At 64.7% G+C, this 23,225-nt stretch carries 25 protein-coding genes and 1 pseudogene; 6 read left to right on the forward strand and 20 right to left on the reverse strand.

Features of this window, described 5'->3' with window-relative positions:
• Positions 1-215 precede the first annotated feature (215 nt).
• Positions 216-938: a GAP family protein gene (locus CCUG20998_RS18070; protein ID WP_036456587.1), complete on the forward strand. Its 723-nt coding sequence runs from the start codon at positions 216-218 to the stop codon at positions 936-938.
• 200 nt (positions 939-1,138) lie between these two features.
• Here CCUG20998_RS18070 and CCUG20998_RS18075 read toward each other — a convergent pair whose 3' ends face one another.
• The 10 genes and pseudogenes from CCUG20998_RS18075 to CCUG20998_RS18115 form a co-directional block, all read right to left on the reverse strand.
• Positions 1,139-1,423, reverse strand: coding sequence for a WXG100 family type VII secretion target (locus CCUG20998_RS18075; protein WP_012395280.1), 285 nt, complete (start codon positions 1,421-1,423; stop codon positions 1,139-1,141).
• Between the two features lie 14 nt (positions 1,424-1,437).
• Positions 1,438-1,734, reverse strand: coding sequence for a type VII secretion system effector EsxM (esxM, locus tag CCUG20998_RS18080; RefSeq protein ID WP_012395281.1), 297 nt, complete (start codon positions 1,732-1,734; stop codon positions 1,438-1,440).
• 79 nt (positions 1,735-1,813) lie between these two features.
• Positions 1,814-2,980, reverse strand: coding sequence for a PPE family protein (locus CCUG20998_RS18085; RefSeq protein ID WP_103653905.1), 1,167 nt, complete (start codon positions 2,978-2,980; stop codon positions 1,814-1,816).
• A 274-nt stretch (positions 2,981-3,254) separates the two neighbouring features.
• Complete coding sequence (locus CCUG20998_RS18090) at positions 3,255-3,539, reverse strand: WXG100 family type VII secretion target (RefSeq protein ID WP_012395280.1); 285 nt, start codon at positions 3,537-3,539, stop codon at positions 3,255-3,257.
• A 14-nt stretch (positions 3,540-3,553) separates the two neighbouring features.
• Positions 3,554-3,850, reverse strand: coding sequence for a type VII secretion system effector EsxM (esxM, locus tag CCUG20998_RS18095; protein ID WP_012395281.1), 297 nt, complete (start codon positions 3,848-3,850; stop codon positions 3,554-3,556).
• Between the two features lie 79 nt (positions 3,851-3,929).
• On the reverse strand, positions 3,930-5,093 hold the full coding sequence (locus CCUG20998_RS18100; protein WP_116269131.1) for a PPE family protein: 1,164 nt from the start codon (positions 5,091-5,093) through the stop codon (positions 3,930-3,932).
• Positions 5,094-5,656: 563 nt separating this feature from the next.
• Positions 5,657-7,567 (reverse strand): PPE family protein, encoded by a 1,911-nt coding sequence (locus CCUG20998_RS18105; RefSeq protein WP_038580145.1) that lies wholly within the window; start codon positions 7,565-7,567, stop codon positions 5,657-5,659.
• Positions 7,568-7,856: 289 nt separating this feature from the next.
• On the reverse strand, positions 7,857-9,266 hold the full coding sequence (locus CCUG20998_RS18110) for a beta strand repeat-containing protein (protein WP_117424873.1): 1,410 nt from the start codon (positions 9,264-9,266) through the stop codon (positions 7,857-7,859).
• An 11-nt stretch (positions 9,267-9,277) separates the two neighbouring features.
• Positions 9,278-9,782 (reverse strand): annotated as a pseudogene (locus CCUG20998_RS29340) (PPE family protein); the annotation flags it as partial.
• 247 nt (positions 9,783-10,029) lie between these two features.
• Entirely contained in the window at positions 10,030-11,421 is a 1,392-nt protein-coding gene (locus CCUG20998_RS18115; RefSeq protein ID WP_012395286.1) for a glycine--tRNA ligase, read from the reverse strand.
• 193 nt (positions 11,422-11,614) lie between these two features.
• Between CCUG20998_RS18115 and CCUG20998_RS18120 the strand changes: the two genes are divergently transcribed.
• Positions 11,615-12,010 (forward strand): ArsR/SmtB family transcription factor, encoded by a 396-nt coding sequence (locus CCUG20998_RS18120; RefSeq protein WP_020730338.1) that lies wholly within the window; start codon positions 11,615-11,617, stop codon positions 12,008-12,010.
• A complete protein-coding gene (locus CCUG20998_RS18125; protein WP_020730337.1) occupies positions 12,007-12,420 on the forward strand; it encodes a Fur family transcriptional regulator in 414 nt (137 codons plus the stop codon). Before CCUG20998_RS18120 ends, CCUG20998_RS18125 begins: the two co-directional genes overlap by 4 nt.
• Here CCUG20998_RS18125 and CCUG20998_RS18130 read toward each other — a convergent pair.
• From CCUG20998_RS18130 to recO, 3 genes are read right to left on the reverse strand one after another with little or no spacing between them, the layout of a single operon-like run.
• Positions 12,417-12,857 (reverse strand): hypothetical protein, encoded by a 441-nt coding sequence (locus CCUG20998_RS18130; RefSeq protein ID WP_012395288.1) that lies wholly within the window; start codon positions 12,855-12,857, stop codon positions 12,417-12,419. The two genes, CCUG20998_RS18125 and CCUG20998_RS18130, sit on opposite strands and share 4 nt — an antisense overlap.
• Positions 12,857-13,747 (reverse strand): decaprenyl diphosphate synthase, encoded by an 891-nt coding sequence (locus CCUG20998_RS18135; RefSeq protein ID WP_038580148.1) that lies wholly within the window; start codon positions 13,745-13,747, stop codon positions 12,857-12,859. The genes CCUG20998_RS18130 and CCUG20998_RS18135 overlap by 1 nt, the downstream gene beginning before the upstream one ends.
• The gene (gene recO, locus CCUG20998_RS18140) at positions 13,740-14,537 is read right to left on the reverse strand and encodes a DNA repair protein RecO (protein ID WP_020730335.1); all 798 of its coding nucleotides are present in this window, start codon (positions 14,535-14,537) and stop codon (positions 13,740-13,742) included. Before recO ends, CCUG20998_RS18135 begins: the two co-directional genes overlap by 8 nt.
• Positions 14,538-14,598: 61 nt before the next feature.
• On the opposite strand from recO, the gene CCUG20998_RS18145 reads away from it, so the two are divergent.
• Positions 14,599-16,098: an amidase gene (locus CCUG20998_RS18145; protein WP_012395290.1), complete on the forward strand. Its 1,500-nt coding sequence runs from the start codon at positions 14,599-14,601 to the stop codon at positions 16,096-16,098.
• Here CCUG20998_RS18145 and era read toward each other — a convergent pair.
• From era to CCUG20998_RS18175, 6 genes are all read right to left on the reverse strand, one after another.
• Positions 16,095-16,997 (reverse strand): GTPase Era, encoded by a 903-nt coding sequence (gene era / locus CCUG20998_RS18150; protein ID WP_020730334.1) that lies wholly within the window; start codon positions 16,995-16,997, stop codon positions 16,095-16,097. The two genes, CCUG20998_RS18145 and era, sit on opposite strands and share 4 nt — an antisense overlap.
• Positions 16,987-17,193: a hypothetical protein gene (locus CCUG20998_RS18155; protein ID WP_020730333.1), complete on the reverse strand. Its 207-nt coding sequence runs from the start codon at positions 17,191-17,193 to the stop codon at positions 16,987-16,989. Before CCUG20998_RS18155 ends, era begins: the two co-directional genes overlap by 11 nt.
• The gene (locus CCUG20998_RS18160) at positions 17,186-18,508 is read right to left on the reverse strand and encodes a hemolysin family protein (RefSeq protein ID WP_012395293.1); all 1,323 of its coding nucleotides are present in this window, start codon (positions 18,506-18,508) and stop codon (positions 17,186-17,188) included. The genes CCUG20998_RS18155 and CCUG20998_RS18160 overlap by 8 nt, the downstream gene beginning before the upstream one ends.
• A complete protein-coding gene (gene ybeY, locus CCUG20998_RS18165) occupies positions 18,505-19,041 on the reverse strand; it encodes an rRNA maturation RNase YbeY (RefSeq protein WP_011741360.1) in 537 nt (178 codons plus the stop codon). The genes CCUG20998_RS18160 and ybeY overlap by 4 nt, the downstream gene beginning before the upstream one ends.
• Before the next feature lie 18 nt (positions 19,042-19,059).
• A complete protein-coding gene (locus CCUG20998_RS18170) occupies positions 19,060-20,118 on the reverse strand; it encodes a PhoH family protein (protein WP_020730332.1) in 1,059 nt (352 codons plus the stop codon).
• Positions 20,119-20,185: 67 nt separating this feature from the next.
• Positions 20,186-20,836 carry a TetR/AcrR family transcriptional regulator C-terminal domain-containing protein gene (locus CCUG20998_RS18175; protein WP_020730331.1) on the reverse strand — a complete coding sequence of 217 codons (651 nt, stop codon included), beginning with the start codon at positions 20,834-20,836 and terminating at the stop codon, positions 20,186-20,188.
• 75 nt (positions 20,837-20,911) lie between these two features.
• Here CCUG20998_RS18175 and CCUG20998_RS18180 point away from each other — a divergent pair, with 75 nt between their 5' ends.
• Both CCUG20998_RS18180 and CCUG20998_RS18185 read left to right on the forward strand, forming a co-directional pair.
• Positions 20,912-21,808: an alpha/beta hydrolase gene (locus tag CCUG20998_RS18180; RefSeq protein ID WP_020725928.1), complete on the forward strand. Its 897-nt coding sequence runs from the start codon at positions 20,912-20,914 to the stop codon at positions 21,806-21,808.
• Positions 21,792-22,436 carry a maleylpyruvate isomerase family mycothiol-dependent enzyme gene (locus CCUG20998_RS18185; protein ID WP_020730330.1) on the forward strand — a complete coding sequence of 215 codons (645 nt, stop codon included), beginning with the start codon at positions 21,792-21,794 and terminating at the stop codon, positions 22,434-22,436. The genes CCUG20998_RS18180 and CCUG20998_RS18185 overlap by 17 nt, the downstream gene beginning before the upstream one ends.
• A gap of 22 nt (positions 22,437-22,458) precedes the next feature.
• Here the strand turns inward: CCUG20998_RS18185 and CCUG20998_RS18190 are convergent, their stop codons facing one another.
• Positions 22,459-23,220, reverse strand: coding sequence for a 16S rRNA (uracil(1498)-N(3))-methyltransferase (locus CCUG20998_RS18190; RefSeq protein WP_020730329.1), 762 nt, complete (start codon positions 23,218-23,220; stop codon positions 22,459-22,461).
• Positions 23,221-23,225: the final 5 nt, after the last annotated feature.

The following is a 23,225-nucleotide window of genomic DNA, read 5'->3' on the forward strand; positions in this document are numbered from 1 at the left end:
ATAGAGCCATTTCTCGCCCCGCCTCCGGCCCCAACAACACAGAGTTTCCCCTGTTCAGAGGCCACCCATCCACACGAGTATCGACAAACTTGAGCAACTAGGATCTTATTCTGAAGCCAGAAGCGATTCGCGGCTCGAGTAATCCGGTCGTGATCGGAAAATCGATCATCGATATGGGTTTCGTAACCCACGCGGTCGTTGTAGCGTCCGTTCCCATGTGGTGCACGGTGCTGGTGTTAGCTCTTGTGGCGACGGCCGACCCGGTGCGGCTCGGGATCAGCGTCCTGCTGTCATCGCGCCCTCGCCCCCTGGGCCAGCTGATCGCGTTCTGGCTGGGCGGCATCACCACTTGCGTCACGCTGGCGCTAGGTGTCCTGTTTGGACTGCGCGAGTTCACGCTGGAAACCATGCAGCGAGTTCAACATGCCACAGCCAGCTCGGCGGCCGGGCATATTCAGATCGCAATGGGCGTGCTGGCACTGCTGATCGCGGGACTTGCGGTCGGTATTTCACCGCGCCAACGCGCGCAATTCGGCGTGCCAGGCAGCAATTCATCCCACTGGCAGGTCCTGACATCGACCACGTTCGCACGCTTGTCGATGCGCGCCCAGTTTGCGCTGGAGGCGCGCCCGCTGCGGATGGCGTTCCTTCTCGGGGCGGCAATGCTGATCGATTTCAGATTCTTGGCGGCGCTCACCGCGATTCTGGCGTCCGGTGCTGCCGCAGGTACCCAAGTCAGTGCGGCCGGGATCTACACCCTTATCGCGCTGGCCTTCATCGAGCTTCCGCTGGCCAGCCAATTGGCCGCGCCAGCGAGCACCGGCCGAATCATGTCCTCGCTACATAGCTACGTCAAAGCCCGACGGCAGCAGCTTGTTGGCGTCGTCATCGCCGTGCTCGGCGTATTCCTCATGACCAGCGGGATGGGCCACATCTGACTAGGGTTTGGCCCCGTGAAGGGCCCCCGACCATCAATTCACCGGGCCGGCGCGCACCGATACGTCAAGTTCGGAGGAACTTGAACCTATTGCAGTGCAACAAATTTGGTGCGGGGTGCTGGTCTTGATAGGGCAGCGGCGCGGGTGCCGCAGCTCGCCTGCGTGTCACCCGCGCCCCTGATCGCCGACTGGTTGGCCGGCTATGCCCAGCTCGAACCCACCGCGGAGTCGGTGCTGGCCATGTTGTTACCGGCAGCCTGCACCTTCTGACCGTGGGCATTGGCCTGCTGGTAGATCACCTGGAAATTACGGCCCAACTGCGAGATGAACTCCTGGCACGCCACCGACCCGGCACCACCCCAGAAATCCCCAGCGGCCAACACATCACGCACAATCGCCTGATGCTCAGCCTCCAACGCCGCCGCCTGAGCCCGAATCAGCGCCCCATGGGCATCCACATCACCGAACTGGTAATTGATCGTCATCGCCCCAACCCCTCCTAGCTACCCAAAACCTGCTGCGAAGCCTGCTCTTGCTGCTCGTAGTTGTTCGCGTCGCGAACCAACCCGTCACGCACCCCATGCAGCATGTTCACAATGTTGCGGAAGGCCGTGTTCATCTGACCCATGGTGTCCAGCGAAGTCGCCGACGCCATACCGCTCCAGCCCGCGCCGGCGATGTTCTGCGACGACGCCCACATCTTGCGGGCCTCATCCTCAACCGTCTGCGCATGCATCTCAAAACGACCCGCCATGTCCCGCATCGCATGCGGGTCAGTCATAAACCGAGTAGTCACTGCCTATTCCCCTTTCCCAAAAGACATTCAGACCCGACCAAGTACCGCAAACCCGAAACCCCGACCAATCACCCCCCGCTTATCCGACACCGATCCGCGGCACCACACTCGGCCGCGACTGCACCACGTGCGGACTCGCGCCCCCACGACCCAACATCCCGCCAGGCATACCCGCCCCGGCACCACCCATACCCATCGGCATCGGCATCATCCCCATCGGAGCCCGGCCCGCCTCCGCCATCTCAGCGGGCATCGCGCCCAACCCGGCCATCGCAGACGTCGACAACCCCTTCGGAATCGACCCCTCCCAGGTCGGCGGCACCGACATCGCACCCACCAACCGAGCCTTACCCAAATCCGCGGCCATCCCCGCACCCAGACCCGCACCACCGAGGCCCTTCATCGGGCTGACGGCATCCACCATCTTGGGCATGTCAGCAGCGGCGAATCCCGCCGCCTGGGTACCGGCCAAGCCCGCCGAATTCGCCGAATTCAGCAGCTGCATCATCGGCGACATCATCATGCTGGCCGGGTACATGCCAATCTGGGCAACTTGCATGACCGACTGCAACGGCACCGCCGCGGCCGCCGACTGCACTCCCGCCACCACACCGGGCAGCCCAGCGATCGCACCCTGCGCCGCCGGGGAAATCGCCGCCGTCATCGCCGTAGCCGCCCCAGCAACCTGCGCATTGATCCCCGCCGCCAGGCCCGCCAAATCCAACGGCGGAATGCTAAACGGCGTCAACGCCGCGGCCACCGAAGTCGCCCCCGCGTCATAACCAACCATCGCGCCCACATCCTGAGCCCACATCTCCACATAGTCGAACTCAGTAGCCGCAATCGCCGGCGTGTTCTGACCCAAGAAATTCGTCGTGATCAACGACACCAACGACGTCCGATTGGCAGTCACCGCCGCCGGATGCACCGTGGCCGACAACGCCGTCTCAAACGCCGTCGCCGCCACCCGAGCCTGACTCGCAGCAGCCGCCGCCTGCCCGGCCGCCGCATCCAACCACCCCACATACGGCGCCGCCGCAGCCGCCATCGACACCGACGCCGGACCCGACCACGGCCCCGACGCCAACGACGAAATCACCGAGTTAAACGACGCCGCCGACGCCGCCAAATCCGCAGCCAGCCCCTCCCACGCCGCCGCAGCCATATGCAACGGCCCAGAACCCGCACCCGAGAAAATCCGCGCCGAATTGATCTCCGGCGGCAACCACGCAAAGTCCAAAATCATCACAACCCCCAACCAATCAGCCGCGCCGACCGCTCCGCCACGCAAACCCGACTCACAACAACCCCATAGGAACCCATGGGCGGATCGTAAGGCACCGTGACGCATAAGTCCGGGCTTTTACCGAATCGCCAAACGATCCTGCAATTTGGTATTCGCTCGGGGGTGCACCGTTTGTTACCTGGCCACCGCTTCTGCCTGTAGACAGAAGGGCGCGGGTGCCGCAGATCCCCTGCTGCGTGTCACCCGCGCCCCTGATCGCCGACTGGTTGGCCGGCTATGCCCAGCTCGAACCCACCGCGGAGTCGGTGCTGGCCATGTTGTTACCGGCAGCCTGCACCTTCTGACCGTGGGCATTGGCCTGCTGGTAGATCACCTGGAAATTACGGCCCAACTGCGAGATGAACTCCTGGCACGCCACCGACCCGGCACCACCCCAGAAATCCCCAGCGGCCAACACATCACGCACAATCGCCTGATGCTCAGCCTCCAACGCCGCCGCCTGAGCCCGAATCAGCGCCCCATGGGCATCCACATCACCGAACTGGTAATTGATCGTCATCGCCCCAACCCCTCCTAGCTACCCAAAACCTGCTGCGAAGCCTGCTCTTGCTGCTCGTAGTTGTTCGCGTCGCGAACCAACCCGTCACGCACCCCATGCAGCATGTTCACAATGTTGCGGAAGGCCGTGTTCATCTGACCCATGGTGTCCAGCGAAGTCGCCGACGCCATACCGCTCCAGCCCGCGCCGGCGATGTTCTGCGACGACGCCCACATCTTGCGGGCCTCATCCTCAACCGTCTGCGCATGCATCTCAAAACGACCCGCCATGTCCCGCATCGCATGCGGGTCAGTCATAAACCGAGTAGTCACTGCCTATTCCCCTTTCCCAAAAGACATTCAGACCCGACCAAGTACCGCAAACCCGAAACCCCGACCAATCACCCCCCGCTTATCCGACACCGATCCGCGGCACCACACTCGGCCGCGACTGCACCACGTGCGGACTCGCGCCCCCACGACCCAACATCCCGCCAGGCATACCCGCCCCGGCACCACCCATACCCATCGGCATCGGCATCATCCCCATCGGAGCCCCGCCTGCCCCAGCCACCTCGGGCATCGCGCCCATCCCGGCCATCGCAGACGTCGACAACCCCTTCGGAATCGACCCCTCCCAGGTCGGCGGCACCGACATCGCACCCACCAACCGAGCCTTACCCAAATCCGCGGCCATCCCCGCACCCAGACCCGCACCACCGAGGCCCTTCATCGGGCTGACGGCATCCACCATCTTGGGCATGTCAGCAGCGGCGAATCCCGCCGCCTGAGCGCCGGCCAACCCCGCCGTATTCGCCGAACTGCCCAGCTGCATCAACGGCCCCATCAACATGCTGGCCGGGTACATGCCAATCTGGGCGACCGACATGACCGAATCCAACGGCACCGCCGCGGCCGCCGACTGCACTCCCGCCACCACACCGGGCAGCCCAGCGATCGCACCCTGCGCCGCCGGGGAAATCGCCGCCGTCATCGCCGTAGCCGCCCCAGCAACCTGCGCATTGATCCCCGCCGCCAGGCCCGCCAAATCCAACGGCGGAATGCTAAACGGCGTCAACGCCGCGGCCACCGAAGTCGCCCCCGCGTCATAACCAACCATCGCGCCCACATCCTGAGCCCACATCTCCACATAGTCGAACTCAGTAGCCGCAATCGCCGGCGTGTTCTGACCCAAGAAATTCGTCGTGATCAACGACACCAACGACGTCCGATTGGCAGTCACCGCCGCCGGATGCACCGTGGCCGACAACGCCGTCTCAAACGCCGTCGCCGCCACCCGAGCCTGACTCGCAGCAGCCGCCGCCTGCCCGGCCGCCGCATCCAACCACCCCACATACGGCGCCGCCGCAGCCGCCATCGACACCGACGCCGGACCCGACCACGGCCCCGACGCCAACGACGAAATCACCGAGTTAAACGACGCCGCCGACGCCGCCAAATCCGCAGCCAGCCCCTCCCACGCCGCCGCAGCCATATGCAACGGCCCAGAACCCGCACCCGAGAAAATCCGCGCCGAATTGATCTCCGGCGGCAACCACGCAAAGTCCAAAATCATCACAACCCCCAACCAATCAGCCGCACTAACGGCTCCGACAACCAACCAACCACAGCGACCCCCAACACGCACAGGAACCTACTGGCGGATCGTAATGTAAATCACAGCAAAAATCTCGCCGTTGCGCAAAGCGCCGCTGATGAATTACGGATATGCGCAGGTCAACGGGTATGTCTGCATCACGGGACCATCTCATCGCAGCCGCCCACTCAGCCGACAACTGCCCGGACTAGCTGTGAATTCACTGTGCTATGAGTTTGATTCGCCGCCTGGGCGACGGCCATATCGGAGATGAATTCGTCCGCTCATCAAGTGCGGCAACATGCGCGCTGCTCTGTCGCCGCTGCGTCAGCCGAACAATTCACCGAGCCCCAGCCCGGATTGCGGTTCCGCATGGACTACCCCTTAAGAGCCCTCAAGAACTCTCGAGAGCCGGGCGGCCTGTCCCGGAGGCGCCGACCAACCAGCGCCCCCGCCCCACCCATGCCCGAGCTCGTGAAGTGCGACAGCACAAGGCAACTGCGGCTCGCGTCGGCGCCGCCGACTAGGCCAAGGGCGCGCCGCTAGAGAACGTTTTTGAAGAAGCCCGACAGCCCGTCGCCAAAGACCAGCAGACCTGAGCTACCTGTTCCGGAGCTGAGAATGCCCGAGGTGTTGACACCCGCGATGACAAAGCCCGCATTCTGAACAGCCGCATTGTAGAAGCCAGCATTTCCGTAACCCGTATCCAGCGCCCCGGAGTTACCACCGAAGGTGCTCGTGGTGCTGGTGTTCACGTACCCCGAATTACCGAAGCCTGAATTCTGTAGGCCCGAGTTCCCGGAGCCAGATGGGTCGTTGTGGCCAAAGCCCGAGTTTCCCGTACCGACATTGAAATAGCCAGAGTTGGGGCCAGCGTGGGTCGTCGCGCTAAAGAATCCGGTATTAAGGACGCCCCCGTTGAATCCGCCCGTATTGATGTCACCGGCATTTGCCCAGCCGGTGTTGACGTTGCCCGCATTACCGAAGCCAGAGTTGATGTTTCCCGCGTTGAGGAAGCCCGTGTTCACGTCGCCGGAGTTACCAAAGCTCGTGTTTGAGTTTCCAGCGTTGAAGCTGCCGGCGTTGTAGTTACCGGAATCGAAGAATCCGAAGTTGGTCGCACCGGCATGCCCGACGCCGGTATTGATGCTGCCACCGTTCCAGAAGCCGGTGTTCACGTCGCCCGCATTACCGAAACCGGTGTTCGAGTTCCCCGCATTCCCAAAGCCGAGGTTGCCCGAGCCCGAGTTGAAGAAGCCGATGTTGTTGTCGCCCGAGTTGAACAACCCGATGTTGCCGCTACCGGAGTTCAATCCGCCGATCCCGAACTGGCCATCACCCGTCAGCCCGAATCCGATGTTGTTGTTACCGGTGTTTCCGAAACCGAAATTACTGCTGCCGAAGTTGCCGAAGCCGATATTATTGCTACCGGAATTGCCGCTTCCGAAGTTGAGGCTGCCGATGTTTCCGCTGCCGAAGTTCGTGTTGCCGATATTGCCGCTACCGATGTTGGTGTTGCCAATATTTCCGACACCGAAGTTGATGCTACCGATATTGCCGCTACCGAGGTTTTGGCTACCGAAGTTACCGCTACCGAGGTTCAAGTTGCCGATATTGCCGCTGCCCAGGTTGAAGTCACCCTGGTTGCCACCACCCAGGTTGGTGCCGCCGATATTTCCGCTACCGAAGTTGATGTTGCCGATATTGCCGCTGCCCAGGTTCCCGTCGCCGATGTTTCCGCTGCCCAAATTGAGAGAACCGATGTTGCCGAAACCGAGGTTGATGCCCTGAAGCGGCGCGGGCACCACGCTGGCCGCTTGGGACGCAACCGCTTGTGCGGCGCCGGCTAGCGGTGTGGTGACCGCCGCGGCCGCGGGCGCCGCGCCGCCGACCAACCCCGACACACCCGGCACACCCGACAAAACACCCGAGACCATCCCCTGCCACGAACTCAACTGCGCAGCAGCCGCCGAAGCCCCACCGTGATACCCCGCCATCGCCGCCACATCAGCGGCCCACATCTGTTCGTACACACCCTCCGCCGCCGCAATCGCCGGCGCATTCTGACCAAACAAATTCGACATCACCAACTGCACAAACCCATTGCGATTAGCCGCCACCGCCAACGGATGCACCATCGCCGCACGCGCCGCCTCAAACGCCGAGGCCACCACCTTCGCCGACGCCGACGCCCCCGCGGCCCGCGCCGCCGCCGCCCCCAGCCAACTCGCATACGGCCCCGCCGCAGCCACCATCGCCGAAGCCGCCGCACCCTGCCACGCCTGACCCGCACCCGCAAGACCCGAGGTCACCGACGCAAACGACTCCGCCGCCGCCGCCAACTCCGCCGACAACCCATCCCAGGCCGCCGCCGCCGCCAACATCGGCTCAGACCCCGCACCAGAGAACATCCGCACCGAATTAATCTCCGGCGGCAACACCGCGAAATTCATCAGAATCGCCCCTCCTTCAACGGGATATTCTCAACCGCACACCCGAGCGTTACCGCGACCGACACGCACCGGCACCCACCGGCCACCCACCGGCCAGAGCCCGGCCACCCCCGCCGAACCCACAACACCCGAGCGACATTAGGTCAGAACCCAGCCACAAACCCCGTAATCGAGTCAGCCTGCGGGTATCGATCTGGCAACTACGGCGGGCCGCCCAAGCAGCCACCAGCGCCATCCGCAACGGTGCTGATCAGGACTGCCGCGCAAAACGGCGCGGTGATCTCGGTGGCTACCTGAAGAAGCCGGACAGTCCCGTACCCGAGTTGAACCCGCCCGAATTCTGATCGCCCGAATTCAGGAAGCCTGAGCTGTCATCGCCCGAGTTGGAGATGCCGGCAAGCCGATTGCCCGAGTTGACAAAACCCGCGTTGTTGGTACCGATATTGCCGAATCCCGAGTTGTAGCCGGGGACCAGTGCGGGACCGGCGTTCGAAACACCCGAATTGCCGATTCCGGTGTTGAAGAACCCAGAGTTTGCGCTTCCGTTGGGATCACTGTTGTAGAAGCCGGAATTTCCGCTGCCGAGATTGCCGAAGCCCGAGTTGAGCCCCGATTGGCTGACGGAACTGCCGATAGCGGTATTGAGATCGCCCCCGTTGAACGCGCCGGTGTTGGTGTTACCCCCGTTGAAGAAGCCGGTGTTGACGTTGCCCCCGTTGAAGGAGCCGGTGTTGGAGTTACCCGCGTTCATGAAGCCGGTGTTGCCCGCTCCCGAGTTTCCGAAGCCGGTACTTTCGGTGCCCACATTGAAGCTGCCCGAGTTGTGATTGCCAGCGTTGAAGAGGCCGAAGTTCCCATCACCAGCACTGCCGAACCCGGTATTCGAGCTGCCCGCATTCCAGAAGCCCGTGTTGAAGTTGCCCGCGTTCCCGAAGCCGGTATTTCCGCTACCGGAATTGCACCAGCCAAAGTTATTGTCGCCCGAGTTGAAGAAGCCGATGTTGTTGTTTCCAGAATTGAATAGGCCGATGTTCCCGGTGCCCGAGTTGAATCCGCCGATCCCGAACTGGCCGTCGCCGGTGAGCCCGAAGCCGATGTTTCCGCTGCCCTTGTTCCCGAAGCCGATGTTGTTGTCGCCCAGGTTTCCGAAGCCGATGTTGCCGCCGCCGTTATTCCCGCTGCCGACGTTGACGTCGCCGGTGTTTCCACTGCCCAGGCCGAGGTCGCCGTTGTTGCCACCGAAGAGGTTCAGGGTGCCGAAGTTCCCACTTCCCAGATTGAGGCTGCCGATATTGCCGCTGCCCAGGTTCCCGCTGCCGAAGTTTCCACTGCCGAAGTTGTAGTCGCCGGCATTTCCGCTTCCAGTGTTTCCGGTACCGGTGTTCCCGCCGCCCCAGTTCCCGCTGCCGTAGTTCCCGCTACCCACGTTTTGGTTGCCAACGTTGCCGCTGCCGAGATTGGTGTTACCGAGATTGCCGCTACCCAGGTTGAACGTACCGACGTTGCCGATACCCAGGTTGAAGATCAGGTCGCTGAGCTCCTGCGACACCGCGGCCGGTGCGGCCGCAGCACTACTGCCGAGCGCCTGAACGCCTAGTTGTGCGCTGGCCAGCGGTGTGGTGACCGCCGCGGCCGCGGGCGCCGCGCCGCCGACCAACCCCGACACACCCGGCACACCCGACAAAACACCCGAGACCATCCCCTGCCACGAACTCAACTGCGCAGCAGCCGCCGAAGCCCCACCGTGATACCCCGCCATCGCCGCCACATCAGCGGCCCACATCTGTTCGTACACACCCTCCGCCGCCGCAATCGCCGGCGCATTCTGACCAAACAAATTCGACATCACCAACTGCACAAACCCATTGCGATTAGCCGCCACCGCCAACGGATGCACCATCGCCGCACGCGCCGCCTCAAACGCCGAGGCCACCACCTTCGCCGACGCCGACGCCCCCGCGGCCCGCGCCGCCGCCGCCCCCAGCCAACTCGCATACGGCCCCGCCGCAGCCACCATCGCCGAAGCCGCCGCACCCTGCCACGCCTGACCCGCACCCGCAAGACCCGAGGTCACCGACGCAAACGACTCCGCCGCCGCCGCCAACTCCGCCGACAACCCATCCCAGGCCGCCGCCGCCGCCAACATCGGCTCAGACCCCGCACCAGAGAACATCCGCACCGAATTAATCTCCGGCGGCAACACCGCGAAATTCATCAGAATCGCCCCTCCTTCAACGGGATATTCTCAACCGCACACCCGAGCGTTACCGCGACCGACACGCACCGGCACCCACCGGCCACCAACCGGGCCGCGGGTCAGGTCACGATCCCGGGGCGACAGCCGGCCCGACATGCCATCGAGGGGCGATGGCAGACAGAACACTCAACCGGGTGCCGAGACTCCCGCCGCGGGTGCGCCGGCAAGCACACCAAACCGGCGACAGCGCCGAACGACCCGACGTCTAGCAGCCCTTCAGACGCGGCGCCAGGTAGTCGGCGACCTTGGCGATCCCGATCCGCTCCTGGGTCATGGCATCACGCTCACGCACGGTGACGGCGTCGTCCTCGAGGGAGTCGAAGTCCACCGTCACACAGAACGGGGTGCCGATCTCGTCTTGGCGCCGGTAGCGCCGCCCAATGGCACCGGCATCGTCGAAATCGATGTTCCAGTACTTGCGCAGTTCGGCGGCCAAATCGCGCGCCTTGGGGCTCAGGTCGGCGTGCCGTGACAACGGCAGCACCGCTGCCTTGACCGGCGCCAGCCTCGGGTCCAGCCGCAGCACGGTTCTCTTGTCGACCCCGCCCTTGGCATTCGGAGCTTCGTCCTCGGTGTAGGCGTCGATCAGGAATGCCATGAACGAACGGGTCAGCCCCGCTGCCGGCTCGATGACGTAGGGCGTGTAGCGAACGTCTTCGACCTGGTCGTAGAACGACAGTTCGGTACCGGAATGCTTGGAGTGGGTGGACAAGTCGAAGTCGGTCCGGTTGGCGACACCCTCCAGCTCTCCCCATGGATTGCCGACGAAGCCGAACTTGTATTCGATGTCGACAGTGCGGTCGGAGTAGTGCGACAACTTCTCCTTGGGGTGTTCGAATAGCCGCAGGTTCTCGGCATCGATACCGAGGTCGACGTACCACTGCAATCTGGTGTCGATCCAGTACTGGTGCCATTCCTTGGCCGTGGACGGCTCGACGAAGAACTCCATCTCCATCTGTTCGAACTCGCGGGTGCGGAAGATGAAGTTGCCCGGGGTGATCTCATTGCGGAAGCTCTTGCCGATCTGACCGATGCCAAACGGCGGCTTCTTACGCGACGTGGTCAGCACGTTGGCGAAGTTGACGAAGATGCCCTGCGCCGTTTCCGGACGCAAGTAATGCAACCCCTCCTCGGTTTCGATGGGGCCGAGGTAGGTCTTGAGCATCATGTTGAATTCGCGTGGTTCGGTCCACTGGCCGGGCTCGCCGGTTTCGGGATCGCGAATGTCAGCGAGCCCGTTCGGCGGCGGCTGACCGTGTTTTGCCTCGTAGGCCTCGATGAGATGGTCGGCCCGGTATCGCTTGTGGGTGATCAGCGACTCCACCAGTGGATCGTGGAAGACCTCGACGTGGCCCGATGCCACCCAGACCTCGCGCGGCAGGATGATCGACGAGTCGAGTCCGACCACGTCGTCGCGGCCGGTAACCACCGACCGCCACCATTGCCGTTTGATGTTCTCCTTGAGTTCGACCCCCAGCGGACCGTAGTCCCACGCAGACTTCGTACCGCCGTAGATCTCACCGGACGGATAGACCAAGCCTCGCCGTTTTGCCAGGTTCACCACGGTGTCAATGACAGACGCCACGGGGCAACCCACTCCCTTCCCGATTGGGCAAACTCGTGCGCCGGTAAGCCACCGCGCACAAAAACCTCAGCCATGGTAGCGATCGGCACGGCGGTCTTTGACATGCATCATCATGCATGTGACAGTGGAAGTCAGCCGCACGCCGCTTCGGCAGCAGTCCGGCCCGGTCCGATTATCTGCTCTCCTCGAGGCGGTGACTCAATACATGGCGACGTCGCCCTCACCTTCGACGGCCGCCCAGGACGACTTCGTTTCCCGTCACGAACACGATGTTGGCGACTTCGCCGAGCATCCCGCGTTTCCCGCACCGCCGCCGCGAGAAATCCTCGAGGGCGCCGGCGAGCTACTGCGCGCTCTGGCCGCACCCGTGCGAATCGCCATCGTGCTGCAGCTGCGTGAAGCCCAGCGCTGCGTTCACGAACTGGTTGATGCATTGGGCGTACCACAGCCACTGGTCAGCCAACATCTGAAGATCCTCAAGGCCGCCGGCGTGGTAACCGGCGAACGGTCCGGCCGCGAGGTGCTCTATCGGCTTGTCGATCAGCACCTGGCGCACATCGTCGTGGATGCGGTCGCCCACGCCGGTGAGGATTCGGCATGACCGGCACAAGCGTGCGTTCAACCCGGCAGCGAGCGGCGATTTCGACATTGCTCGAAACAGTCGATGACTTCCGTTCCGCCCAAGAACTGCACGACGAACTACGCCGTCGCGGCGAGAACATTGGCCTGACCACCGTCTATCGGACCCTGCAATCGATGGCATCCGCTGGAACGGTCGACACGCTGCGCACCGACACCGGTGAATCGGTCTACCGGCGGTGCTCGCAGCACCATCACCACCATCTGGTGTGCCGCGGCTGTGGGTCCACCATCGAGGTGGCCGACCATGAAGTCGAGACCTGGGCTGCCAACGTGGCCGACCGGCACGGCTTCTCCGACGTCAGCCACACCATCGAGATCTTCGGCACCTGCTCAGATTGCCGCCGGCACGGAGCCGCGGCGCTGCGCTAGGAAGTCAGCTTGCCGCGGATCTGGCCCCCACTGTCTAGGACCAGCAGAATCAGGGTTCGCAACGCGTTGTCGGTCAGGCCGGCGCCGGGGAAGTTGTAGCGCAGCATCACGTCCACGGTCTTCGGGAGCGTCTTCGCCGAACCCTTCCCGGCGTTGCGCTGCACAGCCTTGTCGGCGACCTTCTCAACCGTGGTGACGGCGCCGAAGTTGGTGTCACGCGCCTGGTTGGCCAGTAGATCGCCGATCTTCTTGGTCAGCGGCAGATCCCAGGCCAGTATCTGAGTCAGCGATACCAAATCAAGATCCTCGGCGATGTTGACCACTCGCAGCGAGGCGAACGTACCGTCGTGGCGCACCGTCAGCGCGCCGTCGGGTTCCTCCTCGACGGGGAGAACGTCGCGAAGTATCGATGCCAGTCGATCCTGCAGGGAGGGCACTAGGCGCTCCCGAACCGTCGATTGCGGGAGGCATATTCCTCGCAGGCCGCCCACAGGTCGCGCCGGTCGTAGTCGGGCCACAACTTGTCTTGGAAGATGTACTCGGCGTATGCCGATTGCCAGAGCATGAAATTGCTGGAGCGCTGCTCCCCCGAGGTCCGCAGAAAGAGGTCGACGTCGGGGATGTCGGGTCGCTGCATGTGACGGGCGATGGTGGACTCGGTGATCCGCTCCGGGTTCAATCTGCCCGCGGCGACTTCGCGGGCGATGTCTCGGGTAGCTTCGGCGATTTCGGTGCGGCCACCGTAGTTGACGCAATAGTTGATGGTGATGACGTCGTTGTTGTTGGTCATTGCTTCGGCTACCGCCAGTTCGTTGATGACGCTGCGCCACAGCCGCGGCCGCGAACCCACCCAGCGGATCCGAACACCCATTTGATTGAGGACGTCGCGGCGTCGCCGTACGACGTCGCGATTGAAGCCCATCAGGAAGCGGACTTCCTCGGCGGAGCGCTTCCAGTTCTCGGTGGAAAAGGCGTAGAGGCTTAGCCACTTGATCCCAAGTTCGACCGCACCGCAGGCGATGTCGATCACCACCGCCTCACCCATCTTGTGCCCCTCGGTGCGGCGCAGCCCGCGTTCGGTGGCCCACCGCCCATTGCCGTCCATCACGATGGCGACGTGGTTGGGTAACCGGTCGGCCGGAATCCGTGGCGCGGCCGCTTTGGAGACGTGCTGCGGCGGCCGGCGCGGACCGCCATCGGGCGACGGCGGCAGCTCCGGGAAAACGACCGGCCAACTCGACGTATCGGGAAAGGTCGGATAGTCGTCCGGCGCCTGAGGCAGCTGTGGGAAGTCGGCGGACTTCAGTCGCCGGGCGCTCTTAGCCACATTCACTATCCTGCCCGATCAACGCAGCGCGACGTTCGGCAACCGATCGGTCAGCCTGGTAGAACCGCTCCACCAGCGGCAACGTCTTGAGCTGGCGTTCCAGATGCCATTGCAGGTGCGCGGCCACCAACCCGCTGACGTAGCTGCGGTGCGATTGCGGCGCCCCCTGGGCGGCCGCCCAGTCGCCGTCATGCAGCGCGGACATCAGGTCCAGCACGCCCAGCGGCGGTGTCGTCGAGCCAGCCGGACGGCAATGCGGGCAGACGCTGCCCCCGGCCGCGATGTGAAAGGCCCGATGTGGGCCGGGCGTGGCGCAGCGGGCGCATTCGGTCAGCGCCGGCGCCCAGCCTGCGATGCCCATGGCACGCAGCAGGTAGGCATCCAACAGCAGATCGCGAGGCCGGCTGCCGTCAGCCACCGCCCGCAACGCACCCACCGTCAGGCGGTGCAGGGCCGGGGCGGGCGCACGCTCCTCCCCGGCGAGGCGTTCGGCGGTTTCCAGCATCGCGCAGCCGCAGGTGTACCTGCCGTAGTCGTTGACGATGTCGGCGGCAAAGGCGTCGATGGAGACGACCTGGGTGACGATGTCGAGGTTGCGACCGGGGTGCAATTGCGCATCGATGTGCGCGAACGGTTCGAGTCTGGAACCGAATTTGCTGCGGGTACGCCGCACACCTTTGGCCACCGCTCGCACCAGCCCGTGGTCGCGGGTCAACAGGGTGACGATCCGGTCGGCTTCACCGAGCTTGTGCTGGCGCAGCACAACAGCCCGGTCTCGATACAGCCGCATCACAATAGTTTCGCACCCCACCGCGACATCGCCGGTATCCGCGCCGATAGTCTCGTACCCCGTGGTTGGCGCTTCTGGGTTCGCTTCCGGGGCCGTTTCCGGGTCCGGCGGCCCGCGCCTGCCTACCCTCACCGACCTGCTCTACCAGCTGGCCTCCGGTTCGGTGACCTCCGTTGAGCTGACGCGCAGGTCCCTGCGCGAGATCGAGGTGAGCCAGTCCACCCTGAACGCGTTTCGGGTGGTGCTTACCGAGTCCGCGCTGGCCGATGCCGCGGCGGCGGACCGGCGGCGAGCCGCCGGGGATGCCGCGCCGCTGCTGGGCATCCCGATCGCGGTCAAGGACGACGTCGACGTTGCCGGTGTGCCGACCGCGTTCGGCACCCAGGGATACGTCCGGCCAGCCGCCCACGACAGTGAGGTTGTTCGCCGTCTGAAGGCGGCCGGCGCGGTGATCATCGGCAAGACCAATACCTGCGAATTAGGCCAGTGGCCATTCACCAGTGGTCCCGGATTCGGGCACACCCGCAACCCGTGGGCACGACGGCACACACCGGGCGGCTCATCGGGTGGTAGTGCGGCGGCGGTGGCCGCGGGCCTGGTCACTGCTGCGATCGGCTCTGACGGCGCCGGAAGCATCCGCGTTCCCGCAGCCTGGACCCACTTGGTGGGCATCAAGCCGCAACGCGGTCGCATCTCGACCTGGCCGTGGCCCGAGACGTTCAACGGCATCACGGTCAACGGCGTGCTGGCCAGAACGGTTGCCGACGCCGCCCTGGTACTGGACGCGGCGTCGGGCAACGTCGAGGGAGATCTGCACAAGCCGGCACCTTTGACGGCATCCGACTACGTCGGTATTGCACCCGGGCCATTGAAGATCGCAATGTCAACCCGGTTCCCTTACACGGGTTTTCGAGCCAAGCTGCATCCGGAGATCCTGGCTGCGACGCGGCGAGTGGGCGAACAGCTCCAACTGCTCGGCCACACCGTGGAGCGGGGCAACCCCGACTACGGGCTGCGGCTGTCGTGGGACTTTCTCGCCCGCTCCACCGCAGGTCTGTGGGAATGGGCGGAGTGCCTGGGCGACGGTGTCACGCTGGACCCCCGCACGGTGACCAATATGCGCGCGGGGCACGCGCTTTCGCAGGCCATTCTGCGCAACGCGCGCCACCACGAAGCGGCCGCCCAACGGCGGGTGGGATCGATCTTCGACATCGTCGATGTGGTTTTGGCGCCGACGACCGCACAGCCACCGCCGCTGGCCCGCGCGTTCGACGATATGGGCGGGTTGGCCACCGATCGCGCCATCATTGCCGCATGCCCGTTGACCTGGCCGTGGAATCTGCTGGGCTGGCCCTCGATCAACGTGCCCGCGGGGTTCACCGTCGACGGTCTGCCGATCGGGGTTCAGTTGATGGGACCGGCCGAGAGCGAAGGCCTGCTCATCTCGCTGGCCGCCGAGTTGGAAGCGGTCAGCGGCTGGGCGACCAAGCAACCGAAGGTGTGGTGGAACACCGGGACCAGCACTCCCCCAATCCACAGTGTCCGGCCGCCGCGGCGCTAGAAACCAAGTCGGCCTAGCTGTTTGGGATCGCGCTGCCAGTTCTTGGCGACCTTGACGCGCAAGTCGAGGTAGATCTTTGTGCCTAGCAACTTCTCGATCTGACTTCGCGCCGCGGTGCCCACTTCACGCAACCGGGCACCGCCTTTGCCGATGATGATCCCCTTTTGGCTGTCCCGCTCGACATACAGCACGGCATGGACGTCGATCAGGTCTTCCCGCCCTTCCCGCGGACTGACCTCGTCGATCACCACCGCCAGCGAATGCGGCAATTCGTCGTGCACGCCCTCGAGAGCCGCCTCACGAATCAGCTCGGCCATCAGAACCTCTTCGGGCTCATCGGTCAGCTCGCCGTCGGGGTAGTAGGCCGGCCCCTGCGGCAATGTGCGGGCCAGCACGTCGATCAACACCTCGACCTGGGCGCCGGTCACCGCCGATACCGGAACGATCTCCGCGGAGTTTGTCACCAATTCGCTGACCGCGACCAGCTGCGCGGCCACTTGGTCCTTGGGCACTTTGTCGATCTTGGTGACGATGACAACCAACTTCACCCTGGGCGCGGTGGCAGCGATCTGCTCGATGATCCAGCGGTCGCCCGGGCCGATCGATTCGTCAGCCGGGATGCACAGCCCAATCACGTCGACCTCGGAGTACGTGTCGCGCACCAAGTCGTTGAGCCGCTTGCCCAGCAGAGTCCGCGGCCGGTGCAGCCCCGGGGTGTCGACCAGGATGATCTGAAAGCTGTCCCGATGGACAATCCCGCGAATCGTATGCCGAGTGGTCTGCGGCCGCATCGAGGTAATCGCCACTTTGGTGCCAACCAGGGCATTGGTCAGCGTCGACTTGCCGGTGTTCGGTCGGCCGACCAAACACACGAAGCCGGAATGGAATTCAGACGTCATAACAGGGTTCCCCAGAACTATCGGTCATCATCAAGGCAATCGGCGACAACTCGGGTGGCGCCGTGAGTGTCGACAGGCCCACGGGCACAGCCACATAGGTGCGGCCGTCGACATCGCGCAGGGCGGCACCGCTGTCGGCCTCGGCGCGCGCCAGCGTCACCAGCGTGACGACTTGCGCATCCAGCGGCTCAGCCATCGGCACCGGTTTCCGCGGCGCCATCGCCCGCGCCGTCGGTCTCTTCGGTTTCCATCGGACTTACCAACACGGTGCCGATCCTTACCCGGCCCCGGTGGTCGGGGCCGCCCTCGGCACGCAGGCGCAGGCCGTGGAATATCACCTCAGCGCCTGGCAGGGGCACCCGGCCCAGCTCCAGAGCCAGCAGGCCACCTACGGTGTCGACATCGAGATCGCCGTCGAACTCGATCCCGTACAACTCCCCCACATCCTCGATCGGCAGGCGCGCCGATACGCGAAATCGTTTGTCGCCCAGAGCCTCTACGGGCGCCGTCTCCGCTTCGTCGTACTCGTCGGCGATCTCACCAACGATCTCCTCGAGCACGTCTTCGATGCTCACCAATCCCGCTATGGCCCCGTATTCGTCGACCAGCAGCGCCATGTGATTGCGGTCATGCTGCATTTCGCGCAACAAGGCATCCAGCGGTTTGGAGTCCGGCACGAACACCGCGGGACGCATGAGGTCTGATACGTCAATCTTGCGCCCCTGGTCGGGCGCGCAGAATGTCTGCCGCACAAGGTCTTTGAGATACACCACACCAAGAATGTCATCAACGTTCTCGCCGACCACCGGAATGCGGGAGTGTCCGCTTCGTACCGCCAGGGTCATCGCCTGGCTGGGCGACTTGTCACCTTCGATCCACACCATCTCGGTGCGCGGCACCATCACCTCCCGCGCCGGGGTGTCACCAAGCTCGAAGACCGATTCGATCATCCGGCGCTCGTCTGCGGCAACCACACCGCGCTGCTGCGCCAGGTCGACGACTTCACGCAACTCAACCTCGGATGCAAACGGCCCATTACGGAAACCCCGGCCCGGGGTCAGCGCGTTGCCCAAGAGCACCAGAAGCCGGCTGATCGGCATCAGCAGCCACGAAATCACCTGCAACGGAACAGCGGTACCCAGCGAGATGGAATACGCATTCTGGCGACCCAACGTGCGCGGACCCACCCCGATGACGACGAAGCTGGTCACCACCATGATGGCCGCCGCGAGGAACAATCCCCCGTTCATGCTGAGGTTGTGCCGGAAGAACACCACCAGAAGCGCGGTCGCGGTGATCTCACACACGATGCGCAGCAACACGACCAGGTTGATGTAGCGCGGTCGATCTTCCATCACCTTGGACAGGGCCACCGCACCGGGGCGTGCCTCCCGCACCAGTTCCTGCACCCGGGCCAGTGACACCGTGCTGATAGCGGCATCAATGGCGGCGAACAATCCGCCCAGACCGACCAATGCGATCGCACCGAGCAGCTGAGGCAGACCTTTCACGGCTCGTCGAAATATCTTGACTTGTCCAGCAGGCGGCGATCCCGTTCGTCCTGACGGTCCTGCTGGTAGGCCTGCACCTGCTCGGCCACCCACTCTTCGAGCAACCGGTCCTGCAGGGCGAACATCTCCTTCTCCTCGTCTGGCTCACCGTGGTCGTAGCCGAGTAGATGCAGCACGCCGTGGATCGTCAGCAGCGCCAGCTCATGGCCCAGGCTGTGACCGGCCGCGGCCGCCTGCTCCGCGGCAAACTCCGGGCACAGCACGATATCGCCGAGCATCGCCGGGCCGGGCTCGGGGGCATCGGGGCGGCCGCCGGGCTCCAGCTCGTCCATGGGAAAGCTCATCACGTCTGTCGGCCCGGGAAGATCCATCCAGCGCATATGCAAGTCGGCCATCGCGGCGGTATCCAGCAGCACCATCGACAGCTCGGCGCCCGGATTTACGTCCATCTTGCCGATCACGAATCGTGCCACGCTGACGAGTTCTGTCTCGGAGACGTCAATGCCCGACTCGTTGGATACCTCGATGCTCATAAGACGCTCACCGCACCATCATCGACGATTGCGGGTGCCCGACGCCCGCCGAGCCGCCCGGTTCATCCCCGAGCCCGGCTCCTCGTATCGCGCATACGCGTCGACGATCTCCGAGACCAGGCGATGGCGCACCACATCCGCGCTGGTCAGTTCGGCGATGTGAATGTCGTCGATATCGTCGAGGATGTCGACCGCCGCGCGCAGCCCAGACCTGGCGCCGCCCGGAAGGTCAACCTGGGTGACATCCCCGGTGACGACGACTTTGGATCCGAAACCCAGGCGGGTCAGGAACATCTTCATCTGCTCGGCAGTGGTGTTCTGCGCCTCGTCGAGGACGATGAAGGCGTCGTTCAAGGTCCTACCGCGCATATACGCCAGCGGCGCCACCTCGATGACGCCCGCCGACATCAGCTTCGCGATCAGCTCGGGATCCATCATGTCGTACAAAGCGTCATACAGCGGCCGCAGGTACGGGTCGATCTTTTCGCTCAGCGTGCCCGGCAGGAAGCCAAGGCGCTCACCGGCTTCCACGGCAGGACGGGTCAGGATGATGCGGTTGACCTGCTTGGTCTGCAGCGCATGGACCGCCTTGGCCATGGCCAGGTAGGTCTTTCCGGTGCCGGCCGGGCCGATCCCGAAGACGATGGTGTTGGCGTCGATGGCATCGACATACCGCTTCTGGTTGAGCGTCTTGGGCCGGATCGTCTTTCCCCGGCGGGACAGAATGTCGAGAGTCAGCACCTCGGCCGGCGACTCGTTGCCGGCACCGACCAGCATCGCCACGCTGTGGCGCACCACCTCGGGAGTCAACGGCTGCCCATTGGCGACGATCGCCACCAGCTCGGAGACGGCCCGCTCGGCGACGGCGACGTCGGCGGGCTCGCCCGCCAGGGTGACCGTGTTGCCGCGCACGTGCAGGCTGGCGGTCAGGGTGCGTTCGAGTGCCCTCAAATTCTCGTCGGCCGAGCCGAGCAAGCCCACAACCAGGTCGGGCGGAACGTCGATGCTGCTGCGTACCTGAGGGTCGGCCGGTCGGGCTCCAACTGCGTCAGCAGCGCGGGTCTCGCGGGGCGTCACGTGGCTTCCGATGCCTGCTTTCTGGCCTATCGAAGTGGAGGGTGGGCGGGTGTGCTGATTTCACAGTCTAGCGCCGGTCGCGACGGCGTTCGAATGATTCGATGCCCGCCAGCAGGATGTCCAGTGCCCGTTCGAAGTCAGCCGCCGGCGTGGACCGTTGGCTGGCTTGCGCCAACGCGGCGATGTGCGGATGCTCGGCACCGGCCAGACCGCCGATCCGCGCCGCGACGGCCACCTGCTCCTTTTCCCGTCCGGTTCCGGCCAGCGGGCCGGCCAACTCCGCCTGCGCACTGCCCATGACCAATCCGAGCACCCCCCGAAAACTCGCCAACAGATCTGCATCGCCCACCCCGCTGCGCCCGAGCGCGGCGATCAACCGGTCCGCGACCACATAGCTGGACGCCGATACGGTACGGCGGGTCAGCACCAGCGGGATGGCGTTGGGATGCTGGCGCATCGTCTCCCACATCGCTGTTGCGATCGCGTGTACGTCAGCGCGCCAATCATCGGTGGGTGCGGGGACTTTGACGTCTGCGACTACCGCGTCTGCCACCAGCGCTTCGAGTTCGCGCCGATCCCTGACGTAGTTGTACAGCGTCATCGGACCAGTGCCCAGAGACGCGGCCAGCGAGCGCATGCTCAGCCCGCTGAGCCCGTCTTGGTCGACGATGGCCAGTGCCGCACTGGCGATGTCGGAAACCGTGAAGCGTGCTCGCACGTCGCCCTCCCAAACCGTTGACAGGTACATCGTACGTAAGGTAAACACGTACAACGTACGTATGGAGATCACGCCATGGTTTCAACGTTGGGCACCGCCTTTGAATCGCGAGGCACCCGCTGCGCGGCTTGGTTCACCCGCCCCGCGGGGCCGGGCCCGTATCCGCTGGTGGTGCTCGCCCACGGGTTGGGCGCCAACCACACCATGGCCCTGGCCCGATATGAGCGGCACTTCGCCGCCGCCGGCATCGCCACTCTCGCGTTTGACTACCGGAATCTCGGCGCATCCGATGGCACGCCGCGACAACGACTCAGCCTGCGTCGGCACCGCCAAGACATCGCCGCGGCGCTGGAGTTCGCCCGCTCGCTGCCCGACGTCGACGCGAGTCGCGTAGCGCTGTGGGGCACCAGCCTCGGCGCGATGCATGTGCTGCTGATCGCGGCCCGCCGCCGGGACCTTTGCGCGGTCGTCGTGCAATGCCCCATCGTGGACGGCCCGGCAACGCTGCGCCGGCTAGGGCTGGCGGCGACGCTGCGGGCCGGGCCGGCAATTGTCGAAGATGCCCTGCGCTGCGCCGCCGGCCTGCGGCGGCGATACATCCCCATAGTCGGACCGCCGGGCAGTCTGGCGGCGGTGACGGCGGCCGGCGCCCTGCAGGGCTGGCGCTCCACCGTCGACCCGGGAGGGTCCTTCGATAACCGCATCGCCGCGTCAAATCTCCTCGGCATCGGCGTCACCAGCACCAAACGGGCGGCCCGCCAGATCAGCGCGCCGCTACTGGTGTGCGTTTCCCGCCGGGAGACACTGATGGATCCGCGTCATGCCGAGGTCGTAGCCGGGCGGGCGCCGCGCGGCATCGCGCGCCACTACGACGGTGACCATTTCGAGATTTATCATCGACCCCTTGTCGACAGCTTGCTTGCCGACCAGACCGCCTTCTTGCGGGAGCATCTCCATGTCGAAGACACGTAACATTCTGCACAACAACGATATTCGATTCGTCGAATTCGCCTCCGGCCTGTCGGCGGCCGAGTGGGGCACCCCAAGCCTGTGCGGCGAATGGAGCAACCACGACGTACTTGCCCACCTGGTGATCGGATATCGGGCCTCATTGCGCATGTTGGCGGCCGGCCTGGTCAGCCAGCGCGGTTCATTCGACCGCGCCAACGCCGCGCTCGCCATCGACTTAGCACGGCGACACAATCCGGATGAGTTGATCGCCGAATTCGCCGAGCTCGCGGTCCACCCACGCGGGATCGGACGGGTATTCCCTCGGCGACTCTTGCTGGGCGATCACGTGATTCACGAACTTGACATCGCGTTTGCGTTGGACCGAACCCCCACCGTCGGCGTCGACGCCCTGGTCGCCGTGCTGAATACCCAAGTGCGGGTCCCGAACCCGTTCGTACCGGCGGCGCAACGGGCACGCGGACTGAGTCTGCGCGCTCACGATGTCGATTGGACCAGCGGCGAAGGCGATTGGGCGGTGACAGGCGGCGCCGCCCAGTTGGCTTCGGCACTGGCCGGTCGCCCATGGGCACTCGATCAGCTCAGCGGCAAGGGCGTCGACACGCTGCGAACACGAATGCTACTGCACTAGCGCAGCATTGGCCGCCAGAGGATCACAGGCTCGCAGCACTATCCCAGCGCTCGGTGAGCACGCCGAGCGCCCCCAGCGCCACCGCCGCTGCGGTCGACGTCCGCAGCACCGTCGGGCCCAGCCGAACCGAAACCGCTCCGGCGCCTGCTAATGCGTCCATCTCCTCGGGCGCAATTCCGCCTTCGGGACCGACCACGAGAACCAACGATTTGGCTTGTGCCACAGCAGTATCGACGAGCCGATCGGTTGCCGATTCATGCAATGCCAATACCATCGCACCCGCTTGCGCCTCAGCGGTGATTCGCCGTATCAGCGCCGCCGTGGATAGCACCCCCTCGACAGGTGGGATGTGCGCGCGGCGGGACTGCCGGGCCGCGGAGCGCGCGGCCGAGCGCCAGCGGCGCAGCCCCTTGTCGGCCCGGGCTCCTTCCCAGTTGGCCACGCAACGTGCGGCTTGCCAGGCCAGGAATGCGTCCGCACCGGCCTCGGTCGCCAATTCGACCGCCAATTCCGAACGTTCGGATTTGGGCAATGCCTGCACCACGGTGACCGCCGGACGCACCGGAGCCACGCTCCAGCGCTGCAGCACCCGTGCCGTCAACCCGTCCCGCGCTGCGTGCTCGACCACGCAGCGGGCCAGTTCGCCGGCGCCGTCCCCGAGGACCAGCTGCTCACCGGGACGGATCCGCCGCACCGTGGCCGCGTGAAAGCCTTCGTCGCCGTCCAGTGCGGCCAGCTCTCCCGCCTCCGGCACTGTGTCGACATAGAACAGCGTTGCCACCATCTGCG

The sequence above is a fragment of the Mycobacterium marinum genome (genome assembly GCF_003391395.1).
Taxonomy (GTDB): Bacteria; Actinomycetota; Actinomycetes; order Mycobacteriales; family Mycobacteriaceae; genus Mycobacterium; species Mycobacterium marinum.

Excerpts from the sequence above, each read along its gene's own strand:
- era (WP_020730334.1), bottom strand. The coding sequence starts at position 16,997 with ATGACGTCTGAATTCCATTCCGGCTTCGTGTGTTTGGTCGGCCGACCG.
- CCUG20998_RS18120 (WP_020730338.1), top strand. The coding sequence starts at position 11,615 with ATGGCGACGTCGCCCTCACCTTCGACGGCCGCCCAGGACGACTTCGTT.
- CCUG20998_RS18085 (WP_103653905.1), bottom strand. The coding sequence starts at position 2,980 with ATGATTTTGGACTTTGCGTGGTTGCCGCCGGAGATCAATTCGGCGCGG.
- recO (WP_020730335.1), bottom strand. The coding sequence starts at position 14,537 with ATGCGGCTGTATCGAGACCGGGCTGTTGTGCTGCGCCAGCACAAGCTC.
- CCUG20998_RS18075 (WP_012395280.1), bottom strand. The coding sequence starts at position 1,423 with ATGACGATCAATTACCAGTTCGGTGATGTGGATGCCCATGGGGCGCTG.
- CCUG20998_RS18125 (WP_020730337.1), top strand. The coding sequence starts at position 12,007 with ATGACCGGCACAAGCGTGCGTTCAACCCGGCAGCGAGCGGCGATTTCG.
- ybeY (WP_011741360.1), bottom strand. The coding sequence starts at position 19,041 with ATGAGCATCGAGGTATCCAACGAGTCGGGCATTGACGTCTCCGAGACA.
- CCUG20998_RS18155 (WP_020730333.1), bottom strand. The coding sequence starts at position 17,193 with ATGGCTGAGCCGCTGGATGCGCAAGTCGTCACGCTGGTGACGCTGGCG.
- CCUG20998_RS18090 (WP_012395280.1), bottom strand. The coding sequence starts at position 3,539 with ATGACGATCAATTACCAGTTCGGTGATGTGGATGCCCATGGGGCGCTG.
- CCUG20998_RS18180 (WP_020725928.1), top strand. The coding sequence starts at position 20,912 with ATGGTTTCAACGTTGGGCACCGCCTTTGAATCGCGAGGCACCCGCTGC.
- CCUG20998_RS18100 (WP_116269131.1), bottom strand. The coding sequence starts at position 5,093 with ATGATTTTGGACTTTGCGTGGTTGCCGCCGGAGATCAATTCGGCGCGG.
- CCUG20998_RS18110 (WP_117424873.1), bottom strand. The coding sequence starts at position 9,266 with ATGGTCTCGGGTGTTTTGTCGGGTGTGCCGGGTGTGTCGGGGTTGGTC.
- CCUG20998_RS18105 (WP_038580145.1), bottom strand. The coding sequence starts at position 7,567 with ATGAATTTCGCGGTGTTGCCGCCGGAGATTAATTCGGTGCGGATGTTC.
- CCUG20998_RS18190 (WP_020730329.1), bottom strand. The coding sequence starts at position 23,220 with ATGGTGGCAACGCTGTTCTATGTCGACACAGTGCCGGAGGCGGGAGAG.
- CCUG20998_RS18185 (WP_020730330.1), top strand. The coding sequence starts at position 21,792 with ATGTCGAAGACACGTAACATTCTGCACAACAACGATATTCGATTCGTC.
- CCUG20998_RS18070 (WP_036456587.1), top strand. The coding sequence starts at position 216 with ATGTGGTGCACGGTGCTGGTGTTAGCTCTTGTGGCGACGGCCGACCCG.